The 12334-nt window shown below is 37.2% G+C and carries 11 protein-coding genes and 1 pseudogene; 4 read left to right on the top strand and 8 right to left on the bottom strand.

What is annotated here, in order from left to right; all coding sequences use genetic code 11:
• Nucleotide 1 precedes the first annotated feature (1 nt).
• The 7 genes from GGQ92_RS05510 to GGQ92_RS05480 all read right to left on the bottom strand — a co-directional run bounded on the left by GGQ92_RS05510 (nucleotide 2) and on the right by GGQ92_RS05480 (nucleotide 6639).
• A complete protein-coding gene (locus GGQ92_RS05510) occupies nucleotides 2-805 on the bottom strand; it encodes an ABC transporter permease (RefSeq protein WP_184245445.1) in 804 nt (267 codons plus the stop codon).
• Complete coding sequence (locus tag GGQ92_RS05505; RefSeq protein WP_184245443.1) at nucleotides 795-1904, bottom strand: ABC transporter ATP-binding protein; 1110 nt, start codon at nucleotides 1902-1904, stop codon at nucleotides 795-797. Before GGQ92_RS05505 ends, GGQ92_RS05510 begins: the two co-directional genes overlap by 11 nt.
• Nucleotides 1905-2212: 308 nt before the next feature.
• Nucleotides 2213-2941: a hypothetical protein gene (locus tag GGQ92_RS05500; RefSeq protein WP_184245441.1), complete on the bottom strand. Its 729-nt coding sequence runs from the start codon at nucleotides 2939-2941 to the stop codon at nucleotides 2213-2215.
• 336 nt (nucleotides 2942-3277) lie between these two features.
• On the bottom strand, nucleotides 3278-3919 hold the full coding sequence (locus GGQ92_RS05495) for an ABC transporter permease (RefSeq protein ID WP_184245439.1): 642 nt from the start codon (nucleotides 3917-3919) through the stop codon (nucleotides 3278-3280).
• Between the two features lie 10 nt (nucleotides 3920-3929).
• A complete protein-coding gene (locus tag GGQ92_RS05490; protein ID WP_184245437.1) occupies nucleotides 3930-4817 on the bottom strand; it encodes a glycine betaine ABC transporter substrate-binding protein in 888 nt (295 codons plus the stop codon).
• 7 nt (nucleotides 4818-4824) lie between these two features.
• Nucleotides 4825-5502 carry an ABC transporter permease gene (locus tag GGQ92_RS05485; protein WP_343068770.1) on the bottom strand — a complete coding sequence of 226 codons (678 nt, stop codon included), beginning with the start codon at nucleotides 5500-5502 and terminating at the stop codon, nucleotides 4825-4827.
• Nucleotides 5503-6639: an ABC transporter ATP-binding protein gene (locus GGQ92_RS05480; RefSeq protein ID WP_184245435.1), complete on the bottom strand. Its 1137-nt coding sequence runs from the start codon at nucleotides 6637-6639 to the stop codon at nucleotides 5503-5505.
• 426 nt (nucleotides 6640-7065) lie between these two features.
• Here GGQ92_RS05480 and GGQ92_RS05475 point away from each other — a divergent pair, with 426 nt between their 5' ends.
• Both GGQ92_RS05475 and GGQ92_RS05470 read left to right on the top strand, forming a co-directional pair.
• Complete coding sequence (locus GGQ92_RS05475; RefSeq protein WP_184245433.1) at nucleotides 7066-7644, top strand: GbsR/MarR family transcriptional regulator; 579 nt, start codon at nucleotides 7066-7068, stop codon at nucleotides 7642-7644.
• 366 nt (nucleotides 7645-8010) lie between these two features.
• Nucleotides 8011-9807 (top strand): choline/carnitine O-acyltransferase, encoded by a 1797-nt coding sequence (locus GGQ92_RS05470; protein WP_184245431.1) that lies wholly within the window; start codon nucleotides 8011-8013, stop codon nucleotides 9805-9807.
• Nucleotides 9808-9947: 140 nt separating this feature from the next.
• On the opposite strand, the gene GGQ92_RS05465 is transcribed toward GGQ92_RS05470, so the two are convergent.
• Nucleotides 9948-10907 (bottom strand): zinc-binding dehydrogenase, encoded by a 960-nt coding sequence (locus GGQ92_RS05465; RefSeq protein WP_184245429.1) that lies wholly within the window; start codon nucleotides 10905-10907, stop codon nucleotides 9948-9950.
• A 450-nt stretch (nucleotides 10908-11357) separates the two neighbouring features.
• Here GGQ92_RS05465 and GGQ92_RS05460 point away from each other — a divergent pair, with 450 nt between their 5' ends.
• The gene (locus GGQ92_RS05460; RefSeq protein ID WP_184245428.1) at nucleotides 11358-11648 is read left to right on the top strand and encodes a helix-turn-helix domain-containing protein; all 291 of its coding nucleotides are present in this window, start codon (nucleotides 11358-11360) and stop codon (nucleotides 11646-11648) included.
• A 5-nt stretch (nucleotides 11649-11653) separates the two neighbouring features.
• Nucleotides 11654-12277: pseudogene (locus GGQ92_RS05455) on the top strand (IS3 family transposase); the annotation flags it as partial.
• Nucleotides 12278-12334 lie beyond the last annotated feature (57 nt).

Raw genomic sequence — 12334 nt, 5'->3', positions numbered from 1 at the left:
CTTATGCACCTCGCTTTCTGAATCCAGTTAACCAGATAATGAGAAACATAATTAATATAAGGAACACAGCGATAGTTGATCCCATGCCCCAATCCTGTGTTACGAGAAAATGTTGTTCAATCGCTGTACCGAGAGTAATAACGCGGTTACCAGCTATTAAGCGGGTGATCATAAATAAGGATAATGCCGGAATAAACACGACTTGGCAGCCAGTTTTTACACCGTCAAGCGTGAGTGGAAAAATGACACGTCTAAACGTTGTACTTTTCGATGCACCAAGATCATTCGCAGCATCCAATAGTGCTGGGTTCAAGCTGTTCAACGCATTAAATATTGGCAAAATCATAAATGGAATAAATATATATACCGTGACAAACACAAAGCTAAAATCTGTAAACAGCAATTGTCTCGAACCGATTCCAATCCATTCTAAAAAATTATTCGCAGCTCCATATGCTCCGAAGATACCGATAAAGGCATAAGCTTTTAATAATAAATTTACCCATGAAGGTACGATTATTAGTAATAGCCATAAGCGTTTATGCTTTGTCTTCGTTAATAAATACGCTGTTGGATAAGCAACAAGTAATGAGATGAACGTGATGAGAAACGCATACCAAAAAGAGCTCAATGTCAGTTTTAAATATACTGGCGTAAAAAATCGCTCATAATTAATAAAAGAGAAGTTCCCATGAATATCAAAGAAAGAATAGTAGAGAACGAGTAAGATGGGTGCAATAACAAATAAGAGAACCCATACCATATATGGGACCATATACACATTACGCATGAATTTATTTCCCAAGGCTTTCATCCTCCGTATACTGCTCAATTCGTCGATCGAAGTCTTCCTCTGATTCATCAAAACGCATGACATGAATATCTTCAGGATTAAAGTCTAATCCGAGCTTGTCCCCTACTTGGATTTTCTTTGTCGTATGCACGAGCCATACGTTTCCTTCCAAGTCACGACAATGGGCTTCATAATGCACACCTCGAAACAGTTGAGAAATAACCGTAACACTTAGTTTTCCTTCACCTTCTGGTCTGATTTCCAAATCCTCTGGACGAATGACAATTTCTACTGGCTCATTCGGATTCATACCACCATCCACACAAACAAATGGTTTCCCAGCGATTTCTACCAAAAAGTCTTCTATCATCTTCCCTTTGATAATATTAGATTCACCAATAAAATCAGCAACAAAACGGTTAATAGGCTCATCGTAAATATCGATTGGCGTACCACTCTGCTGAATTTTACCTTTATTAAGAACAAATATTTCATCCGACATCGCCAACGCTTCTTCTTGATCATGCGTAACAAAAATAAACGTAATCCCGAGTCGACGTTGTAATTCTCGTAACTCGTATTGCATTTGTGTCCGTAGCTTCAAATCCAGGGCCGATAAAGGTTCATCGAGGAGTATAATTTTCGGCTCATTCACGATCGCACGTGCAATAGCAACCCGCTGCCTCTGACCCCCTGACATTTCACTAATCTCTCTATATTCATAACCTTGTAAGTTTACAAAACTTAAAGCTTCGCTTACTTTTTCTTCAATAGCTGTCTTTTTCATTTTCTTAATTCGTAATCCAAAAGCAACATTTTCAAATACATTCAAATGTGGGAATAACGCATAATCTTGAAACACCGTGTTTACTTGTCGCTTATTCGCTGGTACCTGATTAATTTTCTTCCCATTGAAAAAGATTTCACCTTCGGATGGTTCTATAAACCCGGCAATTAATCGCAAAATGGTAGTTTTCCCACATCCCGATGGACCAAGCAGAGTATAAAACTTCCCACCTTCAATTTCAAAACTTACATCGTCTAAAACAACGGTCTCATCATTAAATTGTTTCGTTACATGACGAAACTGAATAATGGAAGCATTTCTCATGTCAATCTCCTTTAAATTACGTGTTAAAATACCAGAATATTATACATCCATTTAATAGAAATGGGAATCACTATTTTCACTAAAATTTAGAAATTTTACATAAGGAGGAAAACTTTATTTATACGGTTCTCCAATTTAAAAATTTTATGTTCCCATTCCTTCGAAGAACTTAAACGGAGCTTATGAAAAATGCGGTCTCAGAGGTTGCTGGAGCTATAGAGGCAAAATAACCCCTATCTCAGGATGAGTAGGGGTTTCATATTAGAAAAATTAAATCAGCCAATTCAGAATGGCGATTCTTTAGTTAATTAATAGCGTCTTCGGGGTATAGATCTTTGCAAATTATCTACCTTACGATTTAACGCTTCAATATCTTGAGCTTGTTTTTGTTCGGCCCGTCTTCGATCCGAGGCAGCGAACGAATCCAGCACTGCTTGTGCTCTAGCTTGCTTCATTTGTGTATCTTCTATCTCGTAAAGTCTGATTGCCTCTTTTAAGCTGTCTGCATGTAGGTTAGCAATATATTCATAGATTTTATTAATCGCACGAGAACGCCTATATTTTTTTGGTAGTATACCAAGATTGCTAGAGTTAACGATCTCATTATTCTGTTCCTCAAGCTCTATTATTTTGTGTTCAAAACTCGACTGAATTTTTACAACCTTTCGTTCTACAAAGCGGAGCCTTCTTAAATAGGAATCCTCTCTACCTAAAGTAAACATGCTGTAAAAAAATAAAACGATTAATCCAATAACAAACAAGCTATAAATAAGCCAAAATCCAGGAATAAGATTTGGTAATAAACCAAATATAATGGGATCTAATATAGGAATCCGTTGTGACTCAATAAAAAACAATAAAAAGACCGGCCCTAAAGTTATTAGAAGAAAAAACAACCTTAATCTTGAATTCGTTTTATTTAACATTTTTTTATGTAAATTACTTATTTTTTTATTATTCTTGTCTAACAAGTTTCCATTTTTCTTTAAACTCGCAAGATTATTCAATAAATCCTCTCGTCCTTGATACATTGTCATGAACCCCTCTCCTGGCTTTCATACCATCATGATTGCATTCTGCTATAAAATTACTAGTAAAGTAGTTCCTATTTTAAAAAAGACATCATCGAATAACACTTCTATTCAATGATGTCGTTTCAAGTTGGCTATTAAAATTCATGTGACTCCCCGGTTAAAACTCATTCTATTATTTTAAATATAGAACTAATTTACTGCAGGTATATTATACCATGATAAATTATTTTATAAATACTTTTTTGGAAACTTGCCCCCGTTTGTATGGATGTTATTTCTCCAATGTATATGATGAGGGGAAAAAAATCCCCCGAATAGTTATCCGAGGAATTTCTCGCTTTATGCTTTTGATTTATCAAACTTTTTTTGTGCTTTTCCTAACAAATAGTCTGCTAGAATAGCCAAAGCAGCTGCGACCAGGGCACCACTGTATATTTGCATTGGGTCACGCAAGTTAATACCAGAATAAATGGTTGTTCCTAATCCACCACCACCGATAAACGGGGCAAGTGCCGCTACACCAATGCTAATTACCATTGCAATACGCACACCAGCTAGCAAGAAAGGAACAGACAGTGGTAACTGTACCTTAAAAAGGACTTGCCACGTATTCATCCCTAAACCTGTTCCTGCCTGTGTCGTACTCGCATCCACTTCTTTCAAACCAACATACGTGTTACGAATAATTGGTAGTAAGGAATAGAGAACTAAAGCAATCACGACTGTACTTGATCCTAGTCCAAAAAACAGCATTAATACCGTTAAGAGAGCAAGACTTGGAAACACCTGGATAAGGTTGGCAACAGCCAAAATGATTGAAGCGAGCCTCTCGTTTTTTGAGCTGATGATTCCAAGCAAAATCCCAATCACTAACGCTATGCCCATACCAATAACAACCATTACGATATGTTCAAACGTTAAAGCGAGCAGGTCAGCCCAGTTCTTTCCTAAATATTGAAAGAATTCTATAAGCCCGTTCATAGTTAGCCTCCTATTCCAATAAGCCTTGTTCTACCAAGAAGTCTTCTGCAGCTTCTTCTAGACTTTTACCATGAATGTCTACTTCACCATTTAAGATTGCCATCATTTCTTCGTCAATCAATCCTAGTAATGGTTCAATTGCATCTGCAATTTCCGGATATTCATCAATTGTCTCTTGTAAGAAGACAGGACTTGCATCATATGGCGGGAAGAAGTTTAAGTCATCTTCTAACGTCACTAGATCATACTCTGGAATTCGAGCATCTGTTGAATAAGCCAGAACGATGTCCATTTCTCCATTTTTCACTGCATCGTATACTAAGCTAATTTCCATCGGTTTCGTATCTCCAAACTCAATACCATACACTTCTTTAAAAGCAGGGTAACCATCTTCTTCACGCTCTAGCCAAGCTGTATCAAATCCAGCTCTTAAATCGCCAGCAATATCTTTTAGATCCGATACTTTTTCAAGGTTATGTTCTTCCGCTAGCTCTCTTGTTACGGTAAAGATATACGTATTAGAGAAGCCATGGGAATCAAACCAGTGGAAATTAAATTCATCTCCAGCAAATGCATCTTTAGCTTGTTGTAATGTTGCTTCTGAATCTTGTGGATTTTCAATTTCGAAGAATGAAGATAACGACGTACCTGTATACTGCATAGATCCTTGTAAGTCTCCCGCCTTCATTGACTCAATAATTACTGGACTTGTCGCAAGGTCTTCCTTCACTTCTACGGTTAAATCTGTTTGATCTTCAATAAGCTGCTTATAGATGTGTGCCATTAGTTTTGTTTCTGTTGATGTAATAGCTCCAATTGTGATGGTATCTCCACCGGAACCACACCCTGCTAATAGTAAAGTTAATACTGAAAAGAACGCAATTAATTTTTTCTTCATTATTGTTTTAAACCTCCGTGTTCATTTGTTTTTTCTTTTTTCCGTAATTTTTCTTGAAAAAGGCCTTTTCCAATAGACCTAGTAAAAAGTCCGCCGCAAGAGCGAGCAACATAGATAATGCAGCCGCTGCAAAGATAAGCGGTTTATCATAAACACCTAAGCCACTGATAATCGGTTCTCCTAGACCACCAGCGCCAATTAATGTTGCTAGCGTTGCCCAGTTAATGATATAGACTGTTGTCAGTCGAATTCCTGACATAATGTAGGGGATTGCAAGTGGTAACTCAATCTGAAGCAATCTTTGTGCAGGGCTGTAACCCATACCGATAGCAGACTGGATAACACCTTGGTCTATGGAATTAAAACCTGCGTACGTATTACGCAACACTGGCATAAGTGAATATAAAAACAATGCAACAATCGCAGGGACAAGTCCTACTCCTAATAACGGAAGGAGAATTCCCAGCATGGCCAAACTTGGGATTGTTTGAAATATATTCGCTATTGTAAATGTAGTAGAACGAATCCACTCAACCTTTGTTCTCGTTAGATATATCCCAAGAGGAATGGATACAATACACCCAAGAAGAACAGCTACAATTGTCATAAATAAGTGTTCTCCGAGTGCATTAAGGAGAGTTGGTGCTCGGTCTACAAACACTGTTAAATAGTTGTAATCTCTCACTTACACCCCTCCGTTTCCAACGGACGGATATACATCTCCCAAATACCCTACAATCGTTCCTCGTGTGATTAATCCTATTAATTTGTTATCGTCAGTAATCACAGGCAGGTATCCAGTCTTACTTTCGTTAAAAATCACAACCGCATCCGAAAGTAATGTTTCAGGACCAATAGTGTGTTCGAATGGCTGATAGATATCATCCACTCGTTTATTCTCGTCTTGGTACTCGCGGAGGACATCATAGATCGAAACATAGCCTTTTAGCTGATGCTCTTCATCGATAACAACAAGCGTATCCACTTGTTTCTTTTCCATCGCATTCATCGCTTCCGCTAAGCCTCTACGTGGATAGGTAGTTACTGGCTTTCTAATCATTACTTCTTTCGCAACAGGAATCTCCTCTACCTTTTCCAATCGCTTTTGCCCAATGAAATTCTTGACAAAATCATTAGCAGGACGTCGTAATAGCTCCTCAGGTTTACCCTGCTGAACGATTTCACCATCTTTCATCAGAATGATTTTATCCGCAATTTTTAATGCTTCGTCCATATCATGTGTAACAAATACAATCGATTTTTTAATTTCCTTTTGTAAACGAACCAACTCATCTTGTAATTGTTCACGACTAATCGGATCTAGGGCACTGAAGGGTTCATCCATTAAAATGATAGAAGGTTCAGCTGCAAGTGCTCGAGCGACACCAATACGTTGTTGCTGACCACCACTCAACTCGGAAGGATAGCGGGAACGGTATGTCTCCGGTTCGAGGCCAACAAGATCTAATAATTCGTCTACTCTTTTTGTAATACTTTGTTTATCCCATTTCAATAATCTCGGAACAACGCCTATATTGCTTGCAATCGTCATGTGTGGAAATAATCCAATATGTTGAATAACATAACCAATACTTCTTCTTAACGTCACTGGATTAATTTCAGAAATGTCCTTATCGTCGATTAAGACTTTTCCCTTAGTTGGATTGATAAGACGGTTTAATAGTCTTAATGTTGTCGTCTTACCACAACCACTTGGACCGATTAATACGGTGATTTCTCCATCTTCGCATGTTAAATTAATGTTCTTTAATGCTTCAAATCCATCGTCGTATTGCTTATAAACATTTTTCAATGTAATCATTCAGTCGTACCACCTTCTCATTATTTCTTTATTACGAATAACGCATCTATTGCCAAGTTAAAAATATAGCTTCGCATGGATTTGGTTTATATTTCCGATAAGCGCACGGTAAGCGCAAAAACATTTTTTTAACAAAGCACGTATAACATCTCACGCTCGACCCTTCACATATTTTCTCTTATATCTTAGTTGCTGAGATTTCGGAATAAACGAATGTCTTAAGCATAATATATATTCTGTAAAGTTTAAAGTTTATAAAGTGGACAAACTGCATAGTTTAAACGAATTAAGCTCGTATGATAGCGATTTATCGTCGAATCTCGTACGAATCGATGCTTTTACGAGCTTTAGCTTCAACTTTTTCTTTTATGAATAGATATGATATAGTGACTTTTATATTGGGAATTTTCGGAGGTGATCGTGTTAATGAACAGGACAAATTCTGAACAATTAGATCTTATAAGGGATAAATTTATCGAAAAAACGGCAGATAATATGAGTACTTTCGGTGTTTCTACAACAGTTGGTCGCGTACTAGGGATTATTTATATGAATCGTGCGCCGATGACACTTGATCAATTGTCAGAACGAACAGGCATGAGTAAAACAAGAATGAGTCAAGTGATTCGGGAAATGGTGCAACACAACATTGTCGAAAAGGTGTTTCAAAAAGGCGTTAGAAAAGACCTTTATATGGTTGAAGATAATTATCATCAAGTATTCATTTCCTTATTCACTTCTAATTGGCGTGAAGCCATTAATAAAAGCAGAGTATTTGAAAAAAGAGTTAGCGATGAGTTAGCAAAACTAGGCGAAAGCTCTTCACTAAGCGATGATGAAGAAGAAACGCTAGACGAACTCACTCAGGAAATACAATTATGGAAGGATTACTATAATTGGTTATATCGACTCGTTGAATTTTTGGAAAGTGGTGAAGTCTTTAAACATGTTCCTATACACGACAGTAGCCATTCCAATTCACCGAACGATAAGAAAGACAAATAAGCACGAGAACAATAGGGACAGGGACGATTTCCTGTTCCCTGATAAAAAGTGTAATCCATGCAAAAAACAGCTTTTTATCGTATAATAAGACTACTCGAACGTAATATCCTCTTTTAAAAAATGTTTAGCAAATACACAACTATATGGAATTTTCCTTTTCTTCTTAGCAGGGAGATTTTTTTATGGTTAAAATACCCCATTAAACATTTTGATAGGAGTCCACGAACTCATCTGTTCTACCCTTTAAGGTCACATTCCTAATCCAAATGAATGTACATGCTAGCTTAGTAAAATAGCTAAGCCTATTTACTATCCGAAAAATAATATTTATATCCTTATTCAGAGATTCAAAGTATTACAGAAGACTTGCATCATAGAAAGGAGCAATTAAAAATAAAAAAGACATTTGTTCATCAACACACATTACCAAAATTACCTGTACCGCCACTCAATCACACGAAAGTAAAGCTACTAGAATGGATTGAGCCGTTAGTTAGCAACGAGCAATATGAAAAAACAAGGCAAGTAGTCCATCAGTTCTTCCGACCAGGTGGAGATGCAGGGAAGCTCCAGCAACAATTACGCGCATGGGATCAAGCAAGAGATGGAAGCTGGCTTACTCCTTTGTGGGAGGATATGTACCTAAAACATCGTGGCTCTCTACCACTCACTTCTAATTTCAATATACTGTTAGAAGCGAACCAAACAGATATAGCGGGAAAAATTAGCTTTCTCCTGCGAGAGCTCTACCATAGCATTATCGATGAAACATTAGAACCTCACTTTTTTAAAGGAAAGCCCCTTGATATGGGACAATATACAAAATTATTTCGCTCCGTTCGAATCCCTCAACTCGATAAAGATACATTTTACGTAGCTGAGCATGATAAAAAAGACAATCATGTCGTGATTCTATACAAGAACAATGTATATAAGGTACCAGTGACAAATGAAGAAGGTATTCCCTATTCCATCGATGCGATTTCATCGGCAATACAGTCGAGACTCGAAAAAGATGCAGATGAAAATGACAGTGTCAATGTCGGTATTTTTACAACAGCTGAACGTGATGAAGCAGCACAACTTTACAATAAGCTAAAGCAATCAAATGTAAATGCCGATACATTACAAACAATCGCCGACTCTCTGGCCATCATTTCAATTGATGAATGTAGTGAGACAAGCCAAGAGGCACTTGAGAATTTGATGCTACACCCTACCAATAAACATTTTGATAAAACAATTCAAATCGTCCTAACAAAAAACGGCGAAGTAGGTTTTAATATTGAACATTCTGCAGTAGATGGGATGACCGTCTCCACCGTCGTTGGCCATATTTTTAATGGTCTGCAGAAAGAACTGATTCAGACGGATTGTTGTACGGAAGCACCGAGGATTGAAAAAAAGGAATGGGACCTTTCAGAAGATGTGAAAATAAGATTAGAACAACTACGATTTAAATATCTAGCACAGAGTAAAGAGTTCTCTCTATTGAAAACAACCTTTAACGACTTTGGCGCAGAGAAAATTAAGGAGTTACAAATAAGTCCAGATGCCTTTTTCCATATGGCTTTACAACTCGCGCAATACCGAACGTACGGAGAATTCAAGAGTGTCTATGAGCCGGTATCGGTTGGATATTTCCATGAAGGACGAACTGAAAACGCACGAGCGACAAGTATGGAGAAACGTATCTTAGTGGAAGCAATAGAAAGCGGAGAGGAATCCAATGAGACATTATACTCCTTGATGAAAATCGCGAGTAATGCCCATTCAGCTCGAATTCAATATTGCCAAAAAGGACTCGGGGTGGAGCGTCATTTATTTGGATTGGAACAAATGTATTACCGGTTTGGTGACCAACTCGGTATCAATGAACTGCCAGAACTATTCCGTGATGAAGGTTATGTAAAGCTTCGACATGACTTTATTTCAACAAGCGGAATGATTTATCCAGGTGCTAGATCCCGTATGTTTGCGCCAGTAGTTGAGGATGGTCATGGCTTAGCCTACTTCATTTTGGACCATTCGATTTCCCTTAACCTCTCAAGCTTTACAGTAAATGAGTTTAAAGGAAAGCAACTAATGAACCATATGATTGCAGCACTAGAGGAACTACGAATGATTGCCGAAGACGAAATGTTTATCGAGGACATAAGTTAATGTCGTGTTATCAACAGATAATTAATCCAACGATTAGAACTGCCTAAATATAAAATCTCCGAAACACTTATATATAACTCTTAAAGGAGGTTCCAAGCAAAATTGTTACTGCTTAGAACCTCCTTATTTACTGTTATATTTTATTCTTCATTATCATATACGGCTACTAAGCGGCCTTGTACTTCTCCAGCCTTTAGTTTTTCAATACCTTCAGGAATATCTTTAAAATCAATCTTCGTTAATTTTGGATTTAATTTGCCCGCTGCCATTAATTCGTAAATCTCCGCAATATCCTTAGGTGTCCCACCAACATTCGCTAATAATCGCTTAGCGCCTGTTATAAATGATGTTGTATTAATCGTAGTTTTCAGTTTCCCCATACCAACTAATACAACAGTTCCACCCGGTTTTACTATCTCTAAAGCATCGGAAGTAGTAACTCCAAAACCTGCATAATCTACAATTAAGTCTAAGTCTTTGTCCGCCAAATCTTTAATATCGGCTACAACTTCAACTGCTCCAAGTTCTTTGGCTAGTTCACGCGCCTTCTCACTCACATCAGCTGCATATATATTTTTTATTCCTTTTGCTACAGCCGCTTGTAATGCAAATTGACCTAATCCACCAATACCTATTAAAGCAATGTTCATACCAGGCTTTGCTTGTCCTATATTAAATAACGCTGAGTAGGAAGTCATTCCTGCGTCTGTCGCTGAAGCGGCCATTTCGATGGAAAGTTCATCAGGAACATGAACTAAATCCTCAGCTGGTGCATGAATTTTTGTCCCGAAACCACCATCATAATGGTACCCTGGATTTTTTCCAGATGGTCCAGTTGGACATATCGCGACACGATCTCCTACTTTATAATCCGTAACTCCTTCACCAACTTCTATAATGGTTCCAGCATTTTCGTGACCCATAATAACTGGTGGGTGCATTAATGCCATCCAACCTTCATCTTCTAAAGTCCCAACATCAGAATGACATAGACCAACTGCACCAGTTTTAATCACTACATGCCCTGCAGCTGCCTTCGGATCTTCTTGCTCTACGAGTTTGAGTGGTTCATGCGTTTTAGTAAATTGCCAACCTTTCATACTATCTCCAACTTCTTATTATTCATTTTGTTTAATCTAATGTAAGTAGGAAAAAGCAATAGGCAGTTGAAGTAGAATACATAGTTATTAACAAATTTATAACAATCATGATAAAAGCCATGAGCTGGCATGTTTTTAATCTACCCTTTATTGACGTCTTTAACCCATTCTGCTCCTTCTTTTGCCATTTAATAATGTGTCCTATCCAGCTTGAAAATATTACTGCTACGATTGAGTTTTCTATTCCTTGACTTATAACTATAACCTTCTAATTTTTTCTAATCCTTAAACACGATACTTTCCTATTAATAATCATTATTTAAGTGGAAACGATGATGAATAAAGATTATACAAAAATAGCTTTAATTTACCTTTTATTACTAAAAACCACATTATAATGTGTCCTAATTACCTCTTTTCTTTTTGACAATGAAGAAAAGGGGATTTTTTATGCAAACAGATAATGAAAAAGAATTGTTAAAAGAACTAGCTCATTTAATTAAAAAGGAAAGAATCGCTCAAGGGAGAACAAGAGATGCCCTGGCAGAAGTAGTTAATTTATCCACTAGGGCTATTGAGGAATTTGAAACTAGATATACAAATATCGGAGCAAGCAAGCTGATAAATATTTTAATCGCACTACATATCGATTTTAATGAAGTAAAAGCATTGGCAAAAAGACATATGAACGAGGAAATGAGTGAGAAAATAAACAATTTAGGGAAGTATTGGGATGGATAAGAATCAAATTGTCACGTCGTCGCATTGGGCGGATCATGAAAGATAAAGGACTTGTTTCGAAGTACACCGTAGCACAGTTTAAACCGAAAAAAAACTACCGTAAATGAATCTGAAATCGGTAATACATTAAATCGAGAATTTGACCAATATGAAGAATTAAAAGTGATTGTGAGCGACTTAACATACGTAAGAGTACAACAAAAATGGCATTACATTTGCGTGTTGGTAGACTTATTTAATAGGGAAATTATTGGTCATAGTGCTGGCCCAGCAAGGACGCAAAGCTTGTACAAAAAGCTTTTGCATCCGTTACATACAATCTAAATCGACTTCAGTTGTTTAACACGGATCGTGGAAGTGAATTCAAAAATAAAATGATTGACGAAGGTTTTGGCGCATTTGGCATTGAACGTTCACTGAGTGAAAAGGGGACTCCTTATGACAATGCAGTAGCTGAAGCAACGTTTAAGACTATTAAAACAGAGTTCGTTCATGGTAAAGTTCTCTCTAGTCAGGAAGAGCTGGATTTAGAGTTATTTGATTACGTAAATTGGTTTAATAATAGTAGGAGGATTCACGGTTCTTTGGATTATTGTAACCGTCAAGTAGTTTTGAACACTTTTTGCTAATTAATTTTGAACACTTTTCGCTTGAAACAAAGATTGTCTATATTTAATTCTATGGCT

It is taken from the genome of Gracilibacillus halotolerans, assembly GCF_014206945.1.
GTDB lineage: Bacteria > Bacillota > Bacilli > Bacillales > Amphibacillaceae > Gracilibacillus > Gracilibacillus halotolerans.
This window is presented reverse-complemented; position numbering and strand designations above follow the sequence as displayed.

Coding starts and splice junctions, on each gene's coding strand:
- GGQ92_RS05465 (WP_184245429.1), bottom strand. CDS start 10,907: ATGAAAGGTTGGCAATTTACTAAAACGCATGAACCACTCAAACTCGTA.
- GGQ92_RS05495 (WP_184245439.1), bottom strand. CDS start 3,919: ATGAACGGGCTTATAGAATTCTTTCAATATTTAGGAAAGAACTGGGCT.
- GGQ92_RS05490 (WP_184245437.1), bottom strand. CDS start 4,817: ATGAAGAAAAAATTAATTGCGTTCTTTTCAGTATTAACTTTACTATTA.
- GGQ92_RS05480 (WP_184245435.1), bottom strand. CDS start 6,639: ATGATTACATTGAAAAATGTTTATAAGCAATACGACGATGGATTTGAA.
- GGQ92_RS05500 (WP_184245441.1), bottom strand. CDS start 2,941: ATGACAATGTATCAAGGACGAGAGGATTTATTGAATAATCTTGCGAGT.
- GGQ92_RS05475 (WP_184245433.1), top strand. CDS start 7,066: ATGAACAGGACAAATTCTGAACAATTAGATCTTATAAGGGATAAATTT.
- GGQ92_RS05460 (WP_184245428.1), top strand. CDS start 11,358: ATGCAAACAGATAATGAAAAAGAATTGTTAAAAGAACTAGCTCATTTA.
- GGQ92_RS05505 (WP_184245443.1), bottom strand. CDS start 1,904: ATGAGAAATGCTTCCATTATTCAGTTTCGTCATGTAACGAAACAATTT.